Raw genomic sequence first — 23430 nt, forward strand, 5'->3', positions numbered from 1 at the left:
CAAAGTACTCCGTCGCGAGCCTAATTGGTGTCAGGTGCGGCCAATGGTGGCAGATGCCACCAATTCGAGTCGTGCCGGGTCGACCCGGGAGTTGCCATGCGACTGTTTCCCTTCGGCGGGCGCCGCCGGACCACGAGCGCCGATGCCGTGGTCACCGGCGCGGGCAGCGGCATCGGACGGGCCTTCGCCGTGGAGCTGGGCAGGCGCGGCGGTCGCGTCGTCTGCTCCGACATCGATCCCGATCGCGCCACCGAGACCGCCGGACTCGTCGAGGCCGCGGGTGGGAAAGCGATCGGCACCGCCTGCGATGTCACCGCGATCGCCGAGGTCACCCGGCTGGCCGCTACCGCGCAGGACTGGTTCGGCGACGCGCCCACCGTCGTGATCAACAACGCGGGCATCGGCGCGGGCGGACCGGTGATCGGGGAATTCGCCCTCGACGACTGGCAGCGCACCCTCGGCGTCAACCTGTGGGGCGTGATCCACGGCTGTCATGTGTTCGCGCCGATCCTGCGGGCGGCGGGGCGCGGGGCGATCGTCAATGTCGCCTCGGCGGCCGCGTTCGGCGCGGCGCCGCGAATGGCCGCCTACAACGTCAGCAAGGCAGGGGTGCTCGCGCTGTCGGAGACCTTGTCGGCGGAGCTGGCCGGCACCGGCGTCGGTGTCACCGTGCTGTGCCCGACCGGCGTGAAAACCAACATCATGCAGGCGGATTCGCCGATGGACGAGACCGCCGAGCGGCTCGGCGGCCTGCTCCTGCGCTGGACCGGCCGCGCGCCCGCGACCATCGCCCGCGCCACGCTCGACGCCGTCGACCACGGTGACCTGTACGTGGTGCCACAGCTCGAGGCCAAGGTGCTCTGGCAGGCCAAACGCTGGATGCCGGCGACCTACACCCGTTCGGCCGGCCTGCTGGAGCGGGTCGTGCGCTGATCCATCACCGAAGGAGATCGAACAATGACGTTCGCCTATCCCGATATGCTCGCCACCGTGCGCGCCAAGCAGTGGGCGCTGGCCGATATCGACTGGGACGCACCGGGTGCCGACACCATCACCGACGAGCAACGTCCCCGGCTGGCCACCTTCATGGCGGATCTGGTGTGGATCGAACACGTCGGCGCGCGCGGTTTCGCCGCCCTCGTGCACCAGGCGCCGCCGGGCCCGCTGCGTGAGATCTACCGGTACTTCCACGCCGAGGAACAGAAGCACGCCAATGCCGAACTCGCGCTGATGCGCCGGTGGGGGATGCTCGACGGCGACGCGATGCCGGTGCCCAACAAGAACATCCGCCTCGTGATCAGCTGGCTCGACCGCTACGCCGATCAGCTGAGCCTGCCGGTGCTCGGTACTGTCATCCCGTCGCTGGAGACGGCGCTGGACGGCGCGCTGGTGAAGTTCCTGCTCGACGAGGTCGACGATCCGGTGTGTCACGAGGTGTTCCGCCACATCAACAACGACGAATCCCGGCATCTGGCCGTCGGTTTCCAGGTGCTCGAGCAGCTCGGCGCCGGGCCGATCCGCCGGATCGCCATCGAGACGGCCGGTTTCGCGGTGCGGCCGTCGTTCGTGCTCGGCGCGCTGCTGTACGCGCCGCTGCTGTCGCGGATGTCGACCGACATCATCGCCCTCGGGCTCGACGAGGAGAAGCTGTGGCAGGCGGTGCGCCGCTACGAGAACGTCGGCGAGCGCAGCCCCGCGATCCGGCGGGTGCCGCTGTATCACGTGGTGAAGACGCACGGTAAGGCCACGATTCACCGGCGGCAGCCGTTCCAGCTGCTGGCCGATGTGTCCAACGCCTGTATCGACCGGTTCCCGATCCGGGTGCTGGGCCGCAGGCCGTCCTGGTCCGACGAACTCACCTACGAACCGGTGGCGAAATGACCACGCTCCGTTTCGCCGAGACCTTCAGCGGCCCTCAGCTGCGTCGCTCGACCTTCGTCCCGCGCCACGAATTCTCCGGCCGACGGGTGGCGATCGTCGGCAGCGGGGCCGCGGCCGCGCGGCTGCTGCCCGGCATCGCCGCGGAGGCGGCGCGGGTGACGGTGTTCCAGACCGACGCGGTGTGGATTCTGCCGCGCGCGCCGCTGCCCGGCGCCGCGGTCCTGCGATGGCTGCCGGAGCCGGTGGTCCGGCTGGCCGCGCGGGTCAATCTGCGTGTCCAGGTGCGTGATTCGTGGCTGCGGCACCGGCTCACCCCTGACGAGGACGCCGGGGTCGCCGTACACAACAGCTACTACCGCACGCTGCGGCGACCCCACTGCTCCCTGGTGACCTGGCCGATCGCGCGATTGGTCCCGCTGGGCGTGCGCACGGTCGACGGGATCGAGCACCGGGTCGACACCATCGTCTACGCCGAGGACGCCGGCCACGTGGTCCGCACCCTCGCCCGTCGCGGCCGCACCCACTACTCGCCCGAATTCGCCGGCGGGACGAAGGAGATCGCATGACCACCACCGGGATCGACCACGAGATCGTCATCGTCGGCGCCGGCTTCTCCGGGATCGGCGCCGCGATCGCGCTGCGCAACGCCGGATTCGACGATTTCCTGATCGTCGACGAGGCCGACGGAGTCGGGGGAACCTGGTATTGGAACACCTATCCCGGTGTCGCCGTGGATATCCCGTCGTTCAGCTACCAGTTCTCGTTCGAACAGCGCACCGACTGGTCGCGGGTCTACGCGCCGGGCCGCGAACTCAAGGCCTACGCCGAATCGTGCGTGGACAAATACGACTTGCGGCCCCGAATCCGCTTCGGCACCACCGTCACCGGCGCCGACTTCGACGAGCAGGATCGTCGCTGGGTGCTGCACACCGCCGACGGCACGGACCTGACTGCCCGGTTCGTGATCAGCGCGACCGGCGTGCTCACCCGGCCCAAACTGCCCGACATCCCCGGCATCGCGGACTTCGCCGGTGTCACGATGCACACCTCACGCTGGGATCACCGCCAGGATCTGCGGGGCAAGCGGGTCGCGATCATCGGCACCGGCGCCTCGGCCGTGCAGGTGATTCCCGAGATCGCCCCGGAGGTCGCGCAGCTGACGGTGTTCCAGCGCACGCCGATCTGGTGTCTGCCCCGTCCCGACATGCCGTTGCCGCTACCCGCGCGCCTGGCGCTGAAGGTGCCGGGCGGACGCACCCTGACCAGGCTGGTGAGCCAGACCTACGTCGAATTCACCTTCCCCCTCGCCGCCCACTACCACCGTTCCCTGCCGACCGCCGCGATCGGCGAACGCGCGGGGCTGGCCCATCTACGCCGCCAGGTGAAGGACCCGGCGATCCGCGCGGCGCTGACCCCGAAATACGCGCTCGGCTGCAAGCGGCCCAGCTTCTCCAACGACTATCTGTCGACCTTCAACCGGTCGAACGTGACGCTGGAGACCACGGCGATCAGCGCGGTCACGCCCACCGGCGTACGCACCGAGGCGGGCGTCGAACACCCCGCCGACGTGCTGATTCTGGCCACCGGCTTCAAGGTGATGGAGTCGGGCAACATGCCGACCTACGACCTGCACGGCGTCGGCGGCCGCGATCTGGAGACCTGGTGGGACGAGAACCGCCTGCAGGCCTACGAGGGCGTCAGTGTCCCCGGCTTCCCCAACTTCTTCTCCATCATCGGCCCCTACGGCTACAACGGGGCGTCCTACTTCACCCTGATCGAGAATCAGACCCGCCACATCCTGCGCTGTCTGCATCACGCCCGCCGGAGCGATGCCGACCGCATCGAGGTCACCGAGGAGGCCAACGACCGCTACTTCCGGGAGATGCTCGCCCGCCGCGGCGGGCAGGTGTTCTGGCAGGACAGCTGCGCCACCGCCCACAGCTACTACTTCGACAAACACGGCGACGTCCCCCTGCGGCCCGCCTCCACCCTCGAAGCCGCCTGGCGCAGCGGCCATTTCGCCCTCACCGACTACGTCTTCACCTAGCGGACCGAGCTCGCCCGCCTCGGTGGCCGACGAGAGCGGCAATGACGTATGCGATGCTCGGGGCAACTGACGCAGGGGAAGCGTCGGAACCGGGAAAGGGAGGCGTGTGCCGATCCGAGGTGTGCTCTTCGACGTCGACGACACCCTGTTCGACTATTCGTCGTCGGAGGCCGCCGGGCTGCTCGCGCATCTGCGGCACGACGGTCTGCTCGATCGGTTCGCTGATCCCGCCGCGGCGGTGGCGCTCTGGCGGGAGATCACCGAGATCGAGTACGCCAGGTTCGCCGTCGGGGAACTGACGTTTCCCGAGCAGCAGCGAGCCCGCGCTCGCAGCTTTCTGTCCCATCTGCGCGGCATCGCGCCGTCGGTGGTCCCCGACTCGGCTGCGGCGGCCTGGTTCACCGGGTACGAGGTGCATCGCCGGGCCGCCTGGTCGGCGTTCCCGGACGTGGAGCCGGTCCTACGATACCTGGCGCCCGGGTACCGTCTCGGCATCGTCTCGAACGCCGCGGTGCCCCAGCAGCAGCGCAAGCTCGCCGCCGTGGGACTGCTGGACTACTTCGGCGATCTGGTGGTGTGCAGTGCGGAGCACGGCGCGGCCAAGCCGGAACCCAGCATCTTCCTCGCCGGATGCGCGCTCCTCGGGCTCGCGCCGCACGAGGTCGCCTTCGTGGGCGACAAGTACGTCATCGACGCCGTCGGCGCCCACGACGCGGGCCTGCGATCCTGCTGGCTCGACCGCACGAACACCCGCTCCCACACCGTGATCCGCGACGGTATCCACGTCATCGACACGCTCCACCACCTCCCGTCGGTGCTGACGGGTTAGGTCCTCAGCTGCGGAAGTCCGCGAAGTCGAAGCCCGGTGCGACCAGACAGCTCACCAGGACCTCCTGGTCGGAGGCAGGTCGCGCGGCCTGCCAGTGGCCCGCCGGAACCACGTATTGCACGTGCTGACCGGCCTCGATCAGCGGACCCAGTGTCACCGTTGTCGCGGTGCCCGGCCGGTCGCCGTCACCGCCCAGACCGAGCTCGAGCGGCCCGCCCCGATGCCACAGCCACACCTCGTCGGAACGCACCGCGTGCCAGATCGACTCTTCGCCGGGCGGCAGCAGGAACAGGATCCCGGTCGCGGCGGCCCGTGTGCCCGGATAGCCGTCGGGCGTGAAAGTGTGCTCGCTGCGCCATGTCTCGCGGTACCAACCCCCTTCGGGGTGTGGTCGCAGGTCGAGCGTCGCCGCCGTCGACGGCTGACGCAGCACCTGGGTGTGCTGTCCGTCCGGTCCACGTCGCACCCACCGAACGTCCTCGACGTCCTCGACCGGCACGCTCTCGTCGGTCGAGCCGAGACCGGGCGCGCTCAGCACCAGAACCTGCGCGGTCCCGGGCAGGTCGTCGGCAATGCGCAGCGCTGCCGCGTCGTCCTCGGCGTGGACTACCTCCGCACCGATCCGCAGCCGGTCACCGGCCGACTGCCACGTCTCGCGGGTTGTCACGATCATCGGCGCTGTCCTTCGTTCGGGAGTCGAGCTGCCGACTCCATCGTGCTCCCCGAGACCGGTCGGCGCGAACCCGGACCGGCCGCGTCCGGAAGGGCAGCCACCAGTTGGTGGGGCCCATCAGCTGGACGAGGGCGGGGACGAGCAGCATGCGGACCAGGGTGGCGTCCAGGATCAGGGCGATGATCATGCCGATGCCGAGGAAGCGCATGGGAGTCAAGGGGGAGAGGGCGAACGCGCCGGTGACGAGCACGAGCAGGACGGCGGCGGCGGTGATGACGCGCGCGGTCTTGACCGTGCCGACGCGGACGGCGGTGGTGGTGTCGGCACCCGCGCGGTGCGCCTCGGCCATGCGGGAGAGCAGGAACACCTCGTAGTCGGTCGACAATCCGAAGACGACCGCGATGATCAGCACCAGCATCCCCGCCGGGATGGGGCCTGCCGTGATGCCGAGCGGGTCCGCGAGATACCCGTGATAGAAGATCATCGTCAGCACGCCGAAGGTGGCGGCCAGGCTCAGGAACGCCATCGCGACGGCCTTGAGCGGCAACATGATCGATCGGAACGCGATCGTCAGCAGCACCATGGTGGCCAGCGCCATCACCGCGATCATGAGCGGCATGCGCCCGACCATCGAGTCCACGGTGTCCACGGTCGCGGCGGTGTCGCCACCCACGGCCAGCGTCGTTCCCGCCGGTGGTACCAGTGCCCGGATCGCCGAGACGGCGGCGGAGGCGTCCTCGCTGCGGTCGGCGGCGGTGAGGAAGGCGTGCAGGACGACGAAATCGTCGTCACGCCCGACCTGCAGCACCTCGCGGACACCCGCGATCGCGTCGACCTCGGCGAGCACCGCGGCGACCGCGGCCGTCTGCGGTGGACCGTCCAGCCCGTGGATCACCACGGTCGCGCCGCTGGCCGCGGCCGGGAAGTTCGCGGTGAGTTCTTCGACCGTGCGGCGCATCTCGCTGTCGGGCGGCAGCGCGCGATGGTCGATGTCGCCGAGCCGGATGCCGGTCAGCGGCGCGGCCAGGGCGAGCAGGATCGCGCCGACGACGACGGTGACCACGCCGGGCCGCCGCAGCACGGCGTCGACCACCCTGGTCCAGAAGTGCTCGGTGCGCGTGGTCGACCTGGCGCGTCCGATGCGGGTGCCGAACAGCGCCAGCAGGGCGGGCAGGACCGTCAGCGAGAGTCCGGCGGCCATGGCCACCGCCGCGATGGACCCGATGCCCAGCGACCGCAGGACGGGCTGCGGGAACACGAAAGTGCCCGCGAACGCGCACATCAGCAGCAGCGCCGACAGGGCGACAGTGCGTCCGGCGGTCGCGTAGGTGCGGGCGATGGCCGCGGGCACATCGTGGTTCCCTGCGTATTCCTCGCGGAACCGGTTGACCAGGAACAGGCCGTAGTCGATGGCCATGCCGAGGCCGAGCAGCGAGGCGATGTTCACCGCGAAGGTGGTGACCTCCGTGGTCTCGGTCAGCAGCCGGATCACTCCCAGGGACCCGGCGACCGCGAGCGCGCCCACCAGCACGGGCAAGGCGCCGGCCAGCAGCCCGCCGAAGACCAGCACCAGGATCAGCAGGGTCAGCGGCAGCGAAATCGACTCCGCCACCACGAGATCACGCTGCGACCGCGCGACGATCTCGGAGTTGAGCGCGCTGTAGCCCGAGAGCCGGGTGTCGATGCCGGGCACGCGCAGCGCGTCGGCGATCGCGGGGTAGGCGGCGATGCGGGCGGTGTCGTCGCCCTCGGTGAACACCACCGCCACGGCCTGCCGCCGGTCCGGCGAGACCAGGAAGTTCCGCACGGGCGGGACGGCAGTCCAGTAACTCTGCGCAGGCCGCGCCAGCAGGGCCGGATCGATCCGGTCCAGCGCCGCGGTGACCTGCGGACCGATCTCGTCGACGGTGCGGCCCGCGGGCGCGGTGTACAGCGCGATCACATCGGGACTCTGCGGACCGAGATGCTCGGTGACCATCCGATCCACCAGCGCCGACTCACTGCCCTGATCGGCGAACCCGCCCGCGCTGAGCCGCTGGGTGACGTCGGCGCCGAAGGCCGCGCACAGCCCGATGAACACCACGGCGACGGCCAGCACCGCGCGTGGCCGCTGGGTGACCAGGCGAACCAGCACCGTCACAGCGGTCGGTCCAGCGCGGAACGCACGGGCAGTTCGGTCTCGAGCATCGCCACGATCCGGTCGAGCAGTGCCTCGAGCCGGGCCTCGACCCCGTCGCCGTTGCGCGCCGACACCGTCAGATCGGTCCGGCCGTCGAATTCGGTGAGCCCGAACAGCAGTGGCATCGCGACGCTGTGTTGGGGCAGCACGTACAGGCCCGTCGGCCGGAAGCCGGGCACGGCCAGCTCGTCGGCGGTGAAGCGGCCCATGTGGGACACGGTGGCCGAGGCCAGATTCCGGCCCAGGCGGGCGCCGAGCCAGTTCGTCGTGTGCAGGACACCACGATTGACCGGGTCGGGCACCAGGGTGATCCTGGTGTTCGCCAGCTGGTTCAGCTCGCGCCGTTCGCGCAGACCGGTCTTGATCTGCTCCTTGACCCACGTCCAGTCCCGGCCGGACTCGATGTCGAGGAACAGCGGCAGGGCCAGATTGGCGGTCGAGCGCAGCGCCGGGTCGTGCCTGCGCAGGTCGACCGGCATCATGATACGCGAGGTCCCCGGCGTCTCGGCGGCCAGCAGCGCGCAGACCCTGGCCAGCGCGCCGGTGCCCGCCGCGTCGATCCGCCGGTGCCGCAACAGATGCCGGGCGAGGCCAGGGCGCTGCCTGCCCCGGCCTGTCGCGCTGCGGTAGCGCGGCACCATCGCCGCCGGCTTGCCCGGCGCTCCGACCCGGTCCACGAGTTCCTGATCGGCCACCGGGTCGAGCTGGGGGACCGGGTCCTCCCCGCGCAGTGCGCGCAGGACATTGGTCACCCACAGCACCATGCCCATGCCGTCCATCACGCCGTGGAAGACCCGGAAGACCAACGTCACCGGGGCACCCGTCAGCAGGAGCACCTCGACGGTGGTCTCCGGGGTCGGGCCGATCGGGCTGGTGAGCACCGGGTCGGACTCCAGCGTGGTCTCGTGCAGCACGTGCCCCGGCAGCACCCGGACCGCGGGCGCGGTCCCCGTATCGATCCACTCGGCGCCGCGGCGCACCAGTCGCGCGCCCGGGGTCACCGTCGCGGCGTGGGCCACCGCGCGGCGCAGCCGGTCGGGGTCGAGGTCGCCCTCGCCCGGGACGACCAGCTGCATGAGGAACGGCGGCGCGAGGTCGCGCATGGGGAAGTACATGCGCTCGGTCGTCGAGATCGGGCGACGGAAGGTGTTGCTGCCGTTCATGATTGCCTCCGGTGCGTCGGTCGTGCGGTGACTACCGCAGGTCCCTGGTGAGCGTCTCGATACCGCCCGCGGCGTCGAGCCAGGTGAGGAACTCGGTCAACCCGGTGTCACGATCGGTGACCGGCGCGTAGCCGAGATCGCGGCGGGCGGCGCCGGTGTCGTAGGTGGCGCTGCGCGTCATCAGCGCGACGGCGTAGCGCGACAGCGGCGGCGACCAGCGCCGCGCCACGGCCGGAATCCGCCACACGGTATCGACGGCCGCCACGACGGCGGTCAGCACGCGGCGGTTGGGCCTGCGTGACGGCGGTGCGTAGCCCAGCCGGGTCGCGACCGCGCCGAGAAACCCCCACACGTCGGTCTTCTCGGCGTCGGCGACGAAATACGCCCTGCCACCGACGGATTCCGCGGTGAGCGCGAGCCGGCACGCGTGCACGATGTTGTCCACGTGGCACAGCGAGGCCTCGACGGTGCGGCCGTAGGACAGATCGGGCAGTGACCCGGTCGCGGTCCGGCCGAGCAGGCGCACGATCGGCCCCGAACGATCGCCCGCGCCCCAGATCGCCCGCGGGCGCAGGGCGACCGTGGTGAAGGTGCCGGTGTTCGCGGCGAGGACGGTCCGCTCGGCGGCGGCCTTGGTCTCGGAGTAGAAGTTCAGGTAGCGGTGCGGATAGGGCAGCGATTCGTCGACGTCGATCTGGTCGCCGCCGTCGCGGTCCATCAGCGCGCTGGGGCTGGACACGAAGACGAACCGGGTCGCGCCGCCGTCGCGGGCCGCGTCGAGCAGCGTCTCGGTGGCGGCCACGTTCTCCGCCCAGAAGCTGTCCCTGGTGCCGCGCTCGTCGACCCGGGCCGCGCTGTGCACCACGACGTCCATGCCCGTGGTGGCGCGCACCAGCGACGCCGGATCGGCGAGGTCGCCGTACACCACCGTCACCCGGTCGCGAGCCGACCCGAGGTCGTCGAGAACACTGGTGGGCCGCACCAGGATCGATACGTCGTGGACGCCGTCGGCGACCAGCGCGCGCACGAGCGCGCCGCCGAGGAACCCGGACGCGCCGGTGACCAGGACCTTCATCGTCGTGCCTCCAGTTTCTTCGCCGCCCATCGCGCGAGCTCCTCGCGGCCGATCTTGGCGTTGTGCCGGATGTCGACCGGGAAGCCGGGATGGACGAGGAACTCGGTGACGGGCGCCGTGACGTCGAATTCGACGGCGCGGGTGCGCAATCGGGTCAGCGCGGCCGCCGGGTCGGCGCCCGGTTCGAGCTCGACGCACAGCACCGGCCGCTGAACCCCGCGCGTGCCGAGGCCGACGAGCGCGGTCCGCGCGACCCCGGGCACCACGTTGAAGACCTGCTCGACCTGCACGGTGAACATCGGTCCCCGCGCGGTCTCGACCCGCTGGCTCTTGCGTCCGCAGAACCAGATCCGGCCCTGTTCGTCGATCCAGCCCAGATCGCCGGTGCGATGCCAGGTCCGGTCACCGTCGGCGATCTTGCCCGCCGCGTTGGCCGCCGCGGGCCAGTAGTAGCGAGTGCTGACATTCGGGCCGGTGACGACGATCTCGCCCACCGCCCGCGCGCCTTCCGGGCGAACCGCCTTGTCCCAGTGCGGGACCGGGTCGTCGGTGATGGCGAGCAACCGCACCTCGACCCGATCGGCCGCCCGGCCGATGCAGGTGCCGTCACCCTGATGGGCGCGCTCGACAAGACCGTCGAGCAGTTCCCTGGATTCGATGGTCGACATCGGCAGCGCCTCGGTCGAGCCGTAGCCGGCGTAGATCTCGGCGTCGGGGCTCAGGACCTCGCGCAGCCCCGCGACGCACCAGTCCGGGACCGGCGCACCGCCGGAGAACACGCTCGACAGCGTGCTCAGCTCGGCCGGGTGCGCGCGCAGGTGTTCGAGCAGCGGAATGAGCAGGGCGGGGGAGGCGAACATGGTCCGGACGTCGAAGCGTTCGATCGCGTCCACCACATGCGCCGGATCGGTCGACCCGACCTTGCTCGGGATCAGCGGCGGCAGCACGCATCGCGCGCCGAGCAACAGGTCGAGCACACCCACCAGCGGCAGGGTGATCAGCGAGGTCTCCGGCGGGTTCTGGCCGCGGGCGGCGTGCACCTGCTCGACCATCGCGGCCAGATTGCCGTGCGTCAGCTCCACCGCCTTGGCCGGACCCGTACTACCGGTGGTGAACCCGATGATGAGCACGTCCTCGGGCGCGGCGGCCACCCGCTCGGGCAGTGCGCCCGACGGTCGCCTGCCCCAGGCGCGCAGCGTCGGGCCACCCCAGAACCAGCGGCGTCCCACCGTCAGCGTGGTGCGCACGCGACGGAAGCTGCGCGGGAACAACACCCGCAGGGCGTGCGCCGGGGGAATCCCGATGAACGCCTCCGCCTCGACCGCGCGCAGGCAGTGCACCATCCGGCGCACGCCCATGCCCGGATCGATCACCACCGGCACCGCGCCGATCTTCAACAGCGCGAACAGGATCGCGTACAGCTCCGCGCTCGGCAGCACCAGCACGATGGTCCTGGTCCCGCTGCCCACCCCGGACCGGGTGAGCTGCTCGGCGATCGCGTCCGACCACTGGTCCAGCTCGAGGTAGGTGATCCGCCGGTAGTCCGGCAGACCCGCGGGCGTCTGCCCGTCGGGGTAGATCACCGCGGCCCGGTCCGGTTCCGCCTGCGCGAAGCGCCGGAACTCGTCGATGGTCCGCCAGTAGGTCGCCGTCGTCACGCGGTGGTCTCCGCGGGTAGCCGGTACAGGGCGGCGGCCGCGGACGGACCGGCGCCTGCCGCCACGAACAGCACGTGGGTGCGGCCGGTCAGCGAGCCCTCGGCGACCGCGCGGTCGTAGGCCAGCGGCAGCGTGGCGGTGTGCGGGTCGCCGTCGGTCAGGTCGGGCGTGCGCACCGCGTCCTGATCGATGCCGAGCGCGTCGGCGAGCCGCTTCGGGAAGTGTGGTGTCGGTGTCGAGGCGATCAATGCGATTCCGGCAGGGTCGATCTCGGCCCCGGCGAGGGCGGCGCGGGCCGCTTCGTCGGCGACGGCCAGGATCCGGTCCTCGAAATCGGCGTCGCGCTCGACGGTCATCAGGGTGCGGCCGACCGCGCCCATGGTCGCGGTGTCGACGTAGGCGACCTCGGCGGGACTGCCGGTCGAGCGCGCCGAGTGCACCGGCCCGAACCCCTCCGGGCCCTCGACCTGCTCGAGCAGCACCGCGGCACCCGCGGTGGCGTAGGGGAATTCGGCGTCGGCGGTGCCGCGGGTGAGCGACGGGTGGGTGTCGCCCGCGACGATCAGCACGTGCTCGGCGCTGCCGGTCGCCAGCACCGACCCGGCGACCCGGACGGCGTCGAGCACGCCGACGGCGCCGTTCATCAGGTCGAAGGAGAACGTCCGCGGATCGTCCCTGGTGTAGTCGAGGCCGATGCCCGCCGCCTTCTGGATCAGCGCGGAGACCGCCGGTTCCACCGTGTTCGAGTCACGGAAGATGCCGGTGTTGATCAGCACGCCCACCTGGTCGGGCCGGACCTCGGCCCGCTGCAGGCATTGCCGCGCGGCGCGGCCGCTGTGCTCGACGATGCTGTGGGTGTCGGCGGCCCTGCTGGCGCCGGTGGCTCGGATACGCACGCCCATGACGAACCTCAGACCTTCAGCGAAGAGATGGTGGTGGACAGGAAGCCGGCGACGACGCCGGAGGCGGCCGGAACCATGAGGAGTTTCGCCCCGGCCTCGATGCTCTGCTCGGACAACTGGTCGTGCAGCACGATGAAATGCGAGGTGGTCGAGGTGTTTCCGTACTTCTCGATCACGTTCAGATCCGGCGGCATCGGGGTGCCGAACTCGCGGGCGGCGACGCCGTTGATGTACGGCACGGCCGCCGCGCCGAACTGGTGATGGATGATGTAGTCGAACTTCTCGTCGGCGAAGGTGCGGCCCCGCTGCTCGAGGAAGGTGCCCTGCGCGTCCGGCCACAGCATGAACCTGGCCTCGTTGTGCATCTTGCGGTTGTCGGTGTAGAGCGCGACACCCGCCGACTTGTCGCTGGGCATGCCGAGGCACAGGTGGGAATGCTCGGCCGCGGTGAACAATTCGACGTAGTGGATCATGTCGGCCTCGTCGACGGCCTGGTCGAGCACGACCGCGCAGCCGGAGTCGCCCACCGACAGCGAGGCGAACTGCAGGTCGTACTTCTCGGAGATCTCCTCGACCGCCGTGTCGGCGATCGGGGTGATCGACTCACCGCTGACCACCATGCCGTTGCGCACCACACCCGCCCGGATCATCCGGTCGAGAATGTAGGTGCCGGTGAGCATTCCGGCGCACGCGTTGGACACGTCGAAGGTGATCGCCGCGTCGGCGCCGAGCGCCTGCGCGATCGTCGAGGCGAACGAGGGCTCCATGTACATCCGGGTGCCCTGATTGCTGCGGGTGATCGAACAGGAGATGATCACGTCCAATTCGCCTGCGGCGTAGCGGGACCTGGTCAGGCAGTCCTGCGCGGCGTGCATGGCCAGCGCGAACGAGTCCTGCATGCGGTCGGGCGCGGTGTCGCGCACCCGGCGTTCCTTGATCCCGGTGATCCGCTCCAGGTCGAAGGAGGGCGGTACTTTCAAACGGGAAATCAATTCGGCGGTGGAGACGATATTCGACGGAAGATATGCGCCGATCGACTCGAAACGTGAATGCAACACGTGAACTCCTCCAACGTCTGTAAGTGCGCCTGGGATCATTTCCGACCGTCGGTGGGACGGAACACTACCGGAGCTATTGCGTTCGCCCGGAAACGATCTGAGCGGCCGGTATTCGGAGTGCGACCATCGACACACCTACGTGTAACCGGAAGTGTTGCCTGTGTGGCTATCGCTGGAAAAGTGATGTTGTACAGCGATGATGCATTCGTTTACGGCGTACGGCCAGGTGATGGCTATCGCTCATGCGTGCTGGTCCGGGAAGGTCGGGTGCCGGGTCGCCGAGGGTTCGGAGTGAGGGACCTCACGAAAGAACTCTGGCCGGAATGTATTGCCGGGGCCACACCTTTTGTCGCCGGGGCACAACGGCCGCCGGGATGTTTGTCGCGAGAGGAAAACGGCGCGTGCGAACAACTCAGTGGCCCAGGACACCGTCGACGGCGTAGCCTCGTCGGCACCGTACGGCGCGACCCCGGTAGCAGCTGTCCTGACCATCGGCCGCGCGAAGCGATCAGGAAGGGGCCGGGGCGTGACCGGGTCGCCGCAACAGGTCATCGTTCTCATCACCGGGATCCAGGCGGCGGGGAAGTCGACCATCGCGCAACTGCTGGCCGAGCGGCTGCCCCGCTCGGTGCATGTGCGCGGTGATGTCTTCCGGCGCATGGTGATCGGCGGCCGCGAGGAGATGGCGCCGGAACCGTCCGAGGAAGCCGTGCGGCAGCTGCGCCTGCGCCACCGGCTGACGGCGGCGACCTGCGACGAGTACTTCCGGGCGGGCTTCACCGTGCTCGCCCAGGATGTCGTCCTCGGTGAACACCTGCCGGAGATGATCGAGCTGATCCGGCACCGGCCACTGCTCGTCGTGGTCCTCGCGCCCCGGCCCGACGCCATCGCGGCCAGGGAAGCGGCCCGGGGCAAGAACGCCTACAACCGGTGGACCATCGACCTGCTCGACGACGGCCTGCGCCATCACACGCCCCGGCTGGGGCTCTGGCTCGACACCTCCGAGCAGACGCCGGCGGAGACCGTCGACGAGATCCTGGCCAGGGCTTGGACCGAGGCCGCGGTGGGCTAGTCAGTGGGCCGGCGTGCGCAACCCGGCCACCCGGGCCAGCCGCCGATGCGAATCCAGTCGTGCCGTTCGATCGAAAGTGCTGGTGTGCACGAGGATTTCCGCGGCGCCCGTCTGGGTGATCAGGTCGCCCAGCGCGGCGGCGACCTCCGCTTCGGAACCGTGGATCTGGTCGTCGAGTGCCCGCTCGAAGAAGTCACGCTGACGGGCGGTCATCGTCGTCGCGTCGACCTCCTCGGGGGAGATCAAGGCGGGGAATTCGCCGCGGGTGCGTGAGTACGCGCTCGACCACGCCTCCGGGAGCAGGAGCCGGTGTGCCCGCGCGGCCGAGTCGGCGATCATGACGGTCGCCGAGACGGTCACCTGCGGCTGCTCGGCCCACGCCGACGGCCGGAACTCGGCGCGGTAGCGCTCGATCGCCCGCACCATGGCCGCCCGGCCGCCGACCTGCGCGATGACCAGCGGCAGCCCGAACCGGGCGGCCCGCTCGGCCCCCGAACTCGTCGCCAGCAGGAAGGTGGGCAGGTGCGTGCCTTCCGCCGCCGCGGCGTGCACACCGAGACGTCCCGCGTCGAAGTAGTCGAGGAGTTCGCCCAGGTCGGCATCGAAATCCTCGGCATCGGCCCGATCGTGGGCCAGCGCCCGGCGGACGCCGTCGGTGAAGCCCACCGAACGACCCAGGCCCATGTCGATGCGCCCGGGGAAGAGGGATTCGAGCACACCGAACTGCTCGGCGACGACCAACGGCTGATGATTGGGCAGCATGACCCCGCCGGTGCCGACCCGAATCCGGTCCGTCGCCGCCGCGACCGCGGCGGCCAGCACCGTCGGGGCAGTGCCCGCGACGCCGGGCACGCTGTGATGCTCGGCGACCCAGAATCGGTGATATCCCCACTGCTCGGCGAGCTGGGCGAACTCGACGGTCTCGCGCAACGCGTCGGCGGGGGACTGCCCGCGCCGGACGCGGGAGCGGTCCAGGATCGAGAAGCGGGTCGCCTCTGGTATCGGGGTCATACCGATGTCAACGCCGCGTGTCGCGGGGGATTCCACCGGCGGGTCGCGGCTTCGCAAGATTCGATCGGCACCAACCCTGGACCAACCTTGCCCACCCATAGTGTCTGGCGACCCCGACAACCGAGATTCTCCCGAGGAGTGCACCATGCCTTACCAAGCCGGGTCCGGACGCCGTGAGCGGCATCCGCACGTTCGCGCCGCGAACCACCGTCACCGCGCGATCGAGACGACCGAGGACGCCCGCCACGTCCTGCAACTGCTGACCGCCATGCACGGACCTGTCGTCCTCTACCTCCCGCCCGACTCCGACGGCCACACCCCGGTCTGTGTGCGCCGCACCGACTTCCACGCCGACTCCGGTGACGTCCTCGCCGGGCAGACGGCCTGGCACACGGAATTCTGGCTGGCCGAACGCTTCCACGTCGGCTTCGAGGACCTCGACGTCGGCATCGACGTCCGCAACGCGCCCGGCGACGACCGCCGGACCGCCTCGCTGGAATCCTCGTGCGGTTTCCGCTTCACCCTGCGCATCGAGAGCGCCCAGGACGCCACCGCCCTCGTCGAGGAGGCCTCTAGCAGTCGACGGCCACGGGGGGGTTGTCGGTGGGTGTGGTTACCCTGCCGGGATGGTCGGACTGGACTCGGCGTTGCGCCGGTTGACGCGGGATGTGGGAAAGCTGCTGCAGCCGTATGGCTTTCGTGGATCGGAGGCCAGATGGGTGCAGGTGGTGGCGGGTGGGGTGGCGTCGGTCGGCCGCGGCCGGGTCCAGCGGAGCTGGACCGACGGGCAGCAGGAGGTCCGGTTCGGGCTGGCGGTGAGCGCGACGCCGACCGCGTGGTGGGAGTACGACAGCTGGCGTAACGAGCGGCTGGGTCGTCCGCGCACGCTGCTCGCGGACGCGACCGGGCCCGGACTCGTCGACGGGCGGGGGATCCCCACCGAATTCGCCGAACTGTGGTCGCTGCGTGTCGATCCCGCGGCCGACGGACAGCAGGTGCGCCAGTCCGACATCGACGCGCTGCGTGCCGAGCTGCCACGGCGGGTCCACGTGTACGCGCGCCGGGCGCTGCGGTTGCTCGAACCGGACCGCTATCTGGACGAGCTGCTCGCCGACCGCGACCCCGGGTGGCGCACCTGGGAGGCGATCGTCGTGTTGCTGGCCGAGCACGGCCAGGGGGACCGGCTCGACGAGGCGCTGGCCCAGCTCCAGGCCTGTCTCCGGGCTCGAGAGGCTCCCGTGGAGCCGGTGAATGTCCTTGCCTACGTGCGTGACCGGGTCGCCGCCGCGGCAATGCCACAGTCCCCGAGTCCCTGCGACGTGCCGGGATGGCCGGTAGCATCGCTCACCGAATCGGAAGATTCAGTCCAGCAGTATGTTTCGATGCGATCGCCTGCATTGGGGTCCGGGAAACACCGGTGATCGAGAGGTTCATGGTGGAATCGGTAACGAGTCGGTTGGTAATCGATACGACGGGGGAGGACATCCAGGGCGAGATCGCGCGCATCCGGGAGCACGGTCCCGCAGCTCTGATCGAGCTGCCCGGTGGGGTGCAGGCGTGGTCGGTCACCGATGCCGCGCTGCTGGAGAAGCTGCTCACCGACTCGCGGGTTTCCAAGGACGCGAGCCAGCACTGGCCGCCGTTCATCGCCGGCGAGATCCCGGCCGACTGGCCGCTGCATCTGTGGGTGGCCGTGGCGAACATGTTCACCGCCTACGGTGCCGACCATCGCAGGCTGCGCCGGCTGGTGGCGCCCGCGTTCACCGCCCGCCGTACCGAGGCCATGCGGGAGCAGGTCGAGCGGATCACCGCCGGACTGCTCGACGAGCTGGCGAAAACCCCGCGGGGCGAGGCCGTCGATCTGCGGGAGCACTTCGCCTATCCGCTGCCGATCCAGGTGATCTCGGAGCTGATGGGCGTGCCCGAGGCGCTGAACCCGGGCCTGCGCACCTGTGTCGACGGCATCTTCGACACCACGCTCACCCCGGAGCAGTCGCAGGCCAACTACCTGGAGATGTACCGGATTCTCGGTGAACTGGTGGCCTTCCGCCGCGAGCACCCCGGTGACGACATGACCAGCGTGCTCATCTCCCAGCGCGACGAGGACGAGGGCGGCGCGCTCACCGAGGAGGAACTGATCGGCACGCTGCTGCTGGTCATCTCGGCCGGTCACGAGACCACCGTCAACCTGCTCGACCAGGCGATCACCGCCCTGCTCACCCGGCCCGCGGTGCTCGCCGAGGTCCAGGCGGGTGCGATCACCTGGGCCGACGTCGTCGAGGAGACGCTGCGCTACGAGTCGCCGGTCGCGCATCTGCCGCTGCGTTTCGCGGTGTCCGACATCGACATCGACGGGGTCCACATCGGCCAGGGCGAGGCGATCCTGGCCAGCTACGCGGGCGCGGGCCGTGACCCGAAGCGGCACGGCGAGACCGCCGACGAGTTCGATCCGACCCGGGCCGACAAGTCCCACATGGCCTTCGGCTACGGCGTGCACCACTGCCTCGGCGCGCCGCTGGCCCGGCTCGAGGCGCTGGTCTCGCTGCCCGCGCTGTTCGAGCGCTTCCCGGCGATGAGCCTGGCGGCGCCGGTCGGGGAACTCGGCACCGTGCCCAGTTTCATCTCCAACGGGCACAAGCACCTGCCGGTGCGCGTGCACGGCGAGTAGCCGACGGTGGTCCCTGCTCGGACGGCCGAGCAGGGACCACGCTCACCGCGTCGGCGACGCGAGCGGTGGCGTCTTCGGGAACCGCACCGGCAGTGCGGCCAGGGCGCGGTGGAAAGGCCCGGGACGCCAGACCAATTCGTCCTCCGGCACCGCCAGTTCCAGCTCGGGCAGCGCGTCGAGCAGCTGATCGATCGCCTCCTGCGCGATCAGATAGGCGGGGGACTTGGCCGGGCAGCCGTGCGGGCCCGTGCTCCACGCCAGATGCGCCCGGTTGTCCAGGAAGTCACCGCTGCCGATCGAGGGATCGTTGTTGCACGCGGCCATGCTGATCACGACCGGCTGGTGGGCGGGCAGCCACACGTCGTCGACCAGGATCGGCTGACGCGGATAGGTGGTGCAGAAGTTGGCCATCGGCGGATCGGTGTAGAGCACCTCGTCGAGCGCGTCGCGGGTGGACAGGCTGCCGCCGAGCAGGCTGCCCGCGAAGCGATGATCGGTGAGCATCAGCCGGACCGTGTTGAGCACCAGGTTGAGCATCGGCTCGATGCCCGCGCCGTACATCGTGAGCAGCTGGTTCATCAGCTCCTCGTCGTTGAGCTGCTGTGGGTGCTGGACGAGCCGGGTGGTGATGTCGTCACCGGGGGTGGCCTGCTTGAGCCGGACCAGGTCGTAGAGCGCGTCCTCGAGCATCTGCGCGCCGCGCACCGCGGTGTCGCCGCCCTCGAACATCTGCGCCATGCCGGTGGCGACCCGTCCGCCGATCTCCTCGGGCACGCCGAGCATGGCGTTGATCGTCGCGAAGATGACCGGGAACGCGTACTGGCTCAGCAGATCCGCGGTGCCGTCGGCGCAGAAGCCGTTGATCACCGGCATCGCGATCTGCTCGACGGTCCGGTGCAGCCGATACAGATCCACCCCGGCCAAACCGGCCACGGTCACCTGGCGGTACCGGACATGTTCGGCACCGCTGGTGCGAATCGCGTTGGGGCGGTAGCGCATCATCGGATACACCGGGCAGTCCACCGGGATGTCGCGCTGCCACATGCGTGGATCGGCCGGGAAATGGTCTGGATCGTTGAGAATCTGGACCGCCGTGCGGTATCCGATCACCAGGGTGGCCGGGACGCCGGGCACCAGGTCGACGGGCACCAGCGATCCGTAGCGGTGCCGCATGGCGCGGTAGGCGCTCTGCGGGTCGGCGGCGAACTCGGCCGAGTACAGCGGCACGCGATCCTGTCCGTCGCGTGAGTCCGGTGAGACCGGGCAGCGGGTGGGATCGAGATCGAGCGGAAGGTCGAGCGGCACTGCGTGTTCTCCTCTCGGTGCTACGCGGACAGGGGTCGGGTCGGCCGTCATGCGGGCGACCGATCGCCGCGCCGAGGCGCCGTGCCCAGTTCGCGGCCGACTCGCGCCGCCAGTTCGTTCATCCGGTGCGCGACCAGCGCCAAGTCGACGTCGCTTGTCGTCGCGACGCCGAGCAGCGTGCCCGCGCCACCGGCGGTGATCAGCACCATGCCCTCGTCGTATTCGGTCATGTTCTGGCGCACCGCATTCCCGGGCGCGCCGCAGAACTCGCCGAGGGCCTTGCCCAGCGACCGCAGCCCGGACGCGGCGGCCGCGAAACGCTCCGCCTCGTCGCGGGTGATACCGGCGGAGTGGGCGAGGCGCAGTCCGTCGTCGGACAGCAGTACCGCGAAACGCACTCCGTCGAGCTCCAGGTCGTCGAGTAACCAGGCGAGCCGGTTGGTGCTGTCTGCGAGGGGAGTGCTCATCGGATGTCCTGCCCTTCCGTCGATTGCGCGGCCGCGGCGCGGCCGTGTCGGGAACCGCTGTGCCAGGCGGCGGCGAGTTCCGGCCTGCCCGGAGTGTCGGCGGTGTTCGCGCGGTCGTCGAGCGGGGCGACGTCCCTGCGCCTGCGTTTGGGGAGCCCGCCGCTGGTCCTGCTGTCGGCGAGGTCGTCCGGCGCCGGTGCGGCGGGCAGCGCCACCGCGGGCCGGTGCCTGCCGGTCGTCTCGGCCTCGGCGGCGATCGCGACCTGCTGGCGCACCACGGGTTCGGCCTCGATCGGGCGCGGCTCGGGCTCGGACGCGACGAGCAGCGCCGCCGGGATGAATACCATCGCCCGCGTGCCGCCGTAGATGTTCGGGCCGTCGACATAGGCGGCGAAGCCGTAGCGACGGGCCAGCGCGGCGACGCCGGGGAACCCGACCCGGGGCGAGGGGCCGAGCGAGTTGATGTCGACGACGCGCTCCCCGGAGAGCACCTGGCGCGCCTCCTCCATCTGTTCCTGGCTCATCCGCACGCCCGCGTCGTCGATGATCAGGGTGACGCCGTGATGGCCCTCCTGGAAAGTGATGTCGACGAACGACGACGGCGGCGAGTAGCGCAGCGCGTTGTCGAGCAGCGTGGCCACGGTGTGGACCAGCGGTTCGACGGCCCGGCTGACGATCACCTGATCACAGTTGCCCGCCCGGATCCGCAGGTAGTCCCGCACCCGGCTGGTCGCGCCGCCGATCACCTCGTCGACGGTCTGCTGTGGCCAGCGCCTGCCGGGCAGGCCACCGGAGACGATGACGTAGGACTGCGCCTGCCGGATCATCTGCTGCACGGTGTGGTCGATCCGGCTCAGGATCGCGTAGACCTCGTCGTTGCGGTTCTCCCGCAACGCGTTGCTGACCACTTGGCCGACATCGGCGCCGAGACTGACGACGGTGGTGCCGAACGCGCGGACCGCGCTGTTGGTCGCGGCGCGCGCGTCGGCCGCCACCTGCGCGCGCGCCGCGGCCTCGGCCGCCTCGACCCGCGCGATGGCGCGCTCCTCGGCGGCCAGTTCGACGGCGGCGCCGGTGTCGTGGCACACCTGGCGCAGATCGGCGGCATGGGTGACCGCGATCCTGGCCAGCTTCTGCGCGAACGGCGAATCCTGGAGCAGCGCCGGAACTTCCGCGCTGACGACCGGGTCGGTGTGCTGGCGGATCGCCTCGGTGATGCGCGGCAGGGTGAGCTCGGACAGCCGCGTCATCGCCTCTTCGTGGGCGTAGAGCTCACGTTCGGCGACGTCGAGGCGATGGCGGACCCGGCGTTCGTTCCGCAGCGCCAGGACCGCGACCGTCACCGCTCCCAGGAGCACCAGAGTGGCAAGGCAGAACAAGAGCACCGCGAATGTCGGAGTCATCGGTTCCTTCGTCGTCACCGACCGAAGAGCCCATGTGGCCGGCACCTCGCCGGTCTCTCCGGCGAGCCGCGTCGCCGACGTTCATTGTCCGAAGTGGCGGTACCGCTGCACCATTCGAGACGAACATGGGCGAACTCGGTTCCTGCCCGAGCTCGCTGCCCTGCGCTGTCCGGCGATCCCGGACACCCTAGCAGTGCTCTGTTGGTCTATCGAAATGTGTTGATGTGCGCTGGTATTCAGTGCACCGGCCAGATCGGCAGGCGCAGTGCGGCATTCGCCGCGGCGGGCACGACTGGATGACCGGGTGCGACCGGCGCGATCCGCCGGTAGGGGGCGCCCGCCGGCGGGCGCGGGTCGGGATCGCCGTTGTTGGGCCACAGCGCGGCCGCGCGTTCGGCCTGCGCGGCGATGGTGAGCGAGGGATTGACGCCGAGATTGGCCGAGATGGCCGACCCGTCGACGATGCTCAGGGTGGGATAGCCGTGCACGCGGTGGAACGGGTCGATGACACCGGTGTCCGCGTCCGTCCCGATCACGCACCCGCCGAGGAAATGCGCGGTGACCGGGACGCCGAACACATCGGGCCAGGTGCTGCCCGGGGTCGCGCCGAGCTTGTCCGCGACGCGCCGGGTGGCCTCGTGGCCCGCCGGAATCCAGGACGGATTCGGTTCGCCGTAGCCCTGTGTGGAGGTGAATCGGCGGCCGAACAGGCCGCGCCGGGTGTAGGTGGTGATCGAGTTGTCCAGGCTCTGCATCACCAGCAGGATCAGTGTCCGCTCGCTCCACCGGCCGGTGCGCAGCAGGCGCGGGGTCAGCACCGGATGCCGCGCGGCGGTGAGCAGCACCCGGGCCCACCGCGGCGACCGGTGACCGCCGTCGACGAGATAGGTCTGCAGCAATCCCATCGCGTTGGAGCCCTTGCCGTAGCGCACCGGCTCGACGTGGGTGTCCGCGGTCGGATGGAACGAGGAGGTGATCGCCACGCCCGTGGTGAGTTCGCGCGCCGGGTCGACGGTGGTCCGGCCCGCACCGAGGATGGCCTCGGAGTTCGTGCGGGTCAGCACGCCCAGCCGGTCCGACAGGCGGGGCAGGACGGCCTTGTCGCGCATGCGGAACAGCAGGTTCTGGGTGCCCCAGGTGCCCGCCGCCAGGACCACCTGCCGAGCCGACAGCGTGGTGCGGTTCTTGCGCACCCAGGCGCCGGTGCGCCGGGTGTCGACGCGCCAGCTGCCGTCGGGCTGCGGCCGGATCGCGTCGACGGTGGTCAGCGGAAGTACTTGCGCGCCTGCCTGTTCGGCCAGGCCGAGATAGTTCTTGACCAGGGTGTTCTTCGCGCCGTGGCGGCAGCCGGTCATGCACTCGCCGCAGGCGACGCAGCCGGTGCGGGCGGGGCCGACGCCGCCGAAGTAGGGGTCGGCGACGGTGCGGCCCGGCTCGCCGAAGTAGACCCCGACCGGCGTCGGCACGAAGGTGTCGCCGACGCCCATCTCCTCGGCCACCTCCCGGATGACGGTGTCGGCGGGGGTGAGATGCGGATTGGTGACGACGCCCAGCATCCGGCGGGCCTGGTCGTAGTGCGGGCTGAGCTCGGCGTCCCAATCGGTGATGCCGGCCCACTGCCGGTCACCGAAGAACGCCGGTCCGGGCTTGTAGAGGGTGTTGGCATAGTTGAGCGACCCACCGCCGACCCCCGCGCCTGCCAGGATGAAACAGTCGCGCAGGCGGTGGACGCGCTGGATGCCGAAGCAGCCGAGGCGCGGGGCCCACAGATAGCGGCGCAGGTCCCAGTTGGTCGCGGCGAAATCGGTGTCGGCGAAACGGCGCCCCGCCTCGACGATCCCGACCCGGTAGCCCTTCTCGACCAGCCGCAGCGCGGTGACGCTGCCGCCGAACCCGGAGCCGACGATCAGCACGTCGAAATCGAACCCAGCCGCGGTGGGGTGGGTGGTCTGTTCCAGCACCGTCCAGACACTAGAGCGCGGGTGGTCGCCGGCGGGAAACGTCACAGGTAGTTGGACGAATTCACCATGGCGGCCCAC

The 23430-nt window shown here is 70.3% G+C and carries 20 protein-coding genes and 1 pseudogene; 9 read left to right on the top strand and 12 right to left on the bottom strand.

Going from position 1 to position 23430, the window contains the following annotated elements:
• Window positions 1-96: 96 nt before the first annotated feature.
• The 5 genes from NV348_RS29700 to NV348_RS29720 all read left to right on the top strand — a co-directional run bounded on the left by NV348_RS29700 (window position 97) and on the right by NV348_RS29720 (window position 4757).
• Window positions 97-933 carry an SDR family NAD(P)-dependent oxidoreductase gene (locus tag NV348_RS29700; RefSeq protein WP_447149805.1) on the top strand — a complete coding sequence of 279 codons (837 nt, stop codon included), beginning with the start codon at window positions 97-99 and terminating at the stop codon, window positions 931-933.
• A gap of 24 nt (window positions 934-957) precedes the next feature.
• A complete protein-coding gene (locus tag NV348_RS29705; protein WP_447149806.1) occupies window positions 958-1881 on the top strand; it encodes a ferritin-like domain-containing protein in 924 nt (307 codons plus the stop codon).
• On the top strand, window positions 1878-2447 hold the full coding sequence (locus NV348_RS29710) for an NAD(P)/FAD-dependent oxidoreductase (protein ID WP_447149807.1): 570 nt from the start codon (window positions 1878-1880) through the stop codon (window positions 2445-2447). Before NV348_RS29705 ends, NV348_RS29710 begins: the two co-directional genes overlap by 4 nt.
• Window positions 2444-3928 (top strand): flavin-containing monooxygenase, encoded by a 1485-nt coding sequence (locus NV348_RS29715; RefSeq protein WP_447149808.1) that lies wholly within the window; start codon window positions 2444-2446, stop codon window positions 3926-3928. The genes NV348_RS29710 and NV348_RS29715 overlap by 4 nt, the downstream gene beginning before the upstream one ends.
• Window positions 3929-4034: 106 nt before the next feature.
• The gene (locus NV348_RS29720; protein WP_447149809.1) at window positions 4035-4757 is read left to right on the top strand and encodes an HAD family hydrolase; all 723 of its coding nucleotides are present in this window, start codon (window positions 4035-4037) and stop codon (window positions 4755-4757) included.
• A gap of 4 nt (window positions 4758-4761) precedes the next feature.
• Here the strand turns inward: NV348_RS29720 and NV348_RS29725 are convergent, their stop codons facing one another.
• From NV348_RS29725 to NV348_RS29755, 7 genes are all read right to left on the bottom strand, one after another.
• On the bottom strand, window positions 4762-5190 hold the full coding sequence (locus NV348_RS29725) for a cupin domain-containing protein (protein ID WP_447151183.1): 429 nt from the start codon (window positions 5188-5190) through the stop codon (window positions 4762-4764).
• A 199-nt stretch (window positions 5191-5389) separates the two neighbouring features.
• Window positions 5390-7570, bottom strand: coding sequence for an MMPL family transporter (locus tag NV348_RS29730; RefSeq protein ID WP_447149810.1), 2181 nt, complete (start codon window positions 7568-7570; stop codon window positions 5390-5392).
• Window positions 7567-8772 (bottom strand): peptide synthetase, encoded by a 1206-nt coding sequence (locus NV348_RS29735; RefSeq protein WP_447149811.1) that lies wholly within the window; start codon window positions 8770-8772, stop codon window positions 7567-7569. Before NV348_RS29735 ends, NV348_RS29730 begins: the two co-directional genes overlap by 4 nt.
• 31 nt (window positions 8773-8803) lie before the next feature.
• Window positions 8804-9877, bottom strand: a complete 1074-nt coding sequence (locus NV348_RS29740) for an NAD-dependent epimerase/dehydratase family protein (protein ID WP_447149812.1) — start codon at window positions 9875-9877, stop codon at window positions 8804-8806.
• On the bottom strand, window positions 9844-11505 hold the full coding sequence (locus NV348_RS29745; protein ID WP_447149813.1) for a fatty acid CoA ligase family protein: 1662 nt from the start codon (window positions 11503-11505) through the stop codon (window positions 9844-9846). The genes NV348_RS29740 and NV348_RS29745 overlap by 34 nt, the downstream gene beginning before the upstream one ends.
• On the bottom strand, window positions 11502-12407 hold the full coding sequence (locus NV348_RS29750) for a hypothetical protein (protein ID WP_447149814.1): 906 nt from the start codon (window positions 12405-12407) through the stop codon (window positions 11502-11504). Before NV348_RS29750 ends, NV348_RS29745 begins: the two co-directional genes overlap by 4 nt.
• A gap of 8 nt (window positions 12408-12415) precedes the next feature.
• Complete coding sequence (locus tag NV348_RS29755; protein WP_447149815.1) at window positions 12416-13465, bottom strand: 3-oxoacyl-ACP synthase III family protein; 1050 nt, start codon at window positions 13463-13465, stop codon at window positions 12416-12418.
• 526 nt (window positions 13466-13991) lie between these two features.
• On the opposite strand from NV348_RS29755, the gene NV348_RS29760 reads away from it, so the two are divergent.
• Entirely contained in the window at window positions 13992-14537 is a 546-nt protein-coding gene (locus tag NV348_RS29760) for an AAA family ATPase (protein WP_447149816.1), read from the top strand.
• Here the strand turns inward: NV348_RS29760 and NV348_RS29765 are convergent, their stop codons facing one another.
• The gene (locus tag NV348_RS29765; RefSeq protein ID WP_447149817.1) at window positions 14538-15548 is read right to left on the bottom strand and encodes an LLM class flavin-dependent oxidoreductase; all 1011 of its coding nucleotides are present in this window, start codon (window positions 15546-15548) and stop codon (window positions 14538-14540) included. It lies immediately after the preceding gene.
• A 145-nt stretch (window positions 15549-15693) separates the two neighbouring features.
• Here NV348_RS29765 and NV348_RS29770 point away from each other — a divergent pair.
• The 3 genes and pseudogenes from NV348_RS29770 to NV348_RS29780 all read left to right on the top strand — a co-directional run.
• Window positions 15694-16068, top strand: a pseudogene (locus NV348_RS29770) (DUF779 domain-containing protein); the annotation flags it as partial.
• Between the two features lie 106 nt (window positions 16069-16174).
• The gene (locus NV348_RS29775; RefSeq protein WP_447151233.1) at window positions 16175-16969 is read left to right on the top strand and encodes a hypothetical protein; all 795 of its coding nucleotides are present in this window, start codon (window positions 16175-16177) and stop codon (window positions 16967-16969) included.
• An 11-nt stretch (window positions 16970-16980) separates the two neighbouring features.
• Window positions 16981-18216 (top strand): cytochrome P450 family protein, encoded by a 1236-nt coding sequence (locus NV348_RS29780; protein ID WP_447149818.1) that lies wholly within the window; start codon window positions 16981-16983, stop codon window positions 18214-18216.
• Between the two features lie 42 nt (window positions 18217-18258).
• On the opposite strand, the gene NV348_RS29785 is transcribed toward NV348_RS29780, so the two are convergent.
• The 4 genes from NV348_RS29785 to NV348_RS29800 all read right to left on the bottom strand — a co-directional run bounded on the left by NV348_RS29785 (window position 18259) and on the right by NV348_RS29800 (window position 23352).
• On the bottom strand, window positions 18259-19521 hold the full coding sequence (locus tag NV348_RS29785) for a cytochrome P450 (protein WP_447149819.1): 1263 nt from the start codon (window positions 19519-19521) through the stop codon (window positions 18259-18261).
• 47 nt (window positions 19522-19568) lie between these two features.
• Window positions 19569-19988 carry a roadblock/LC7 domain-containing protein gene (locus NV348_RS29790; RefSeq protein WP_447149820.1) on the bottom strand — a complete coding sequence of 140 codons (420 nt, stop codon included), beginning with the start codon at window positions 19986-19988 and terminating at the stop codon, window positions 19569-19571.
• Window positions 19985-21391 (bottom strand): ATP-binding protein, encoded by a 1407-nt coding sequence (locus tag NV348_RS29795; RefSeq protein WP_447149821.1) that lies wholly within the window; start codon window positions 21389-21391, stop codon window positions 19985-19987. The genes NV348_RS29790 and NV348_RS29795 overlap by 4 nt, the downstream gene beginning before the upstream one ends.
• A gap of 236 nt (window positions 21392-21627) precedes the next feature.
• Complete coding sequence (locus NV348_RS29800) at window positions 21628-23352, bottom strand: FAD-dependent oxidoreductase (protein WP_447149822.1); 1725 nt, start codon at window positions 23350-23352, stop codon at window positions 21628-21630.
• Window positions 23353-23430: the final 78 nt, after the last annotated feature.

It is taken from the genome of Nocardia fodinahabitans, from assembly GCF_052983615.1.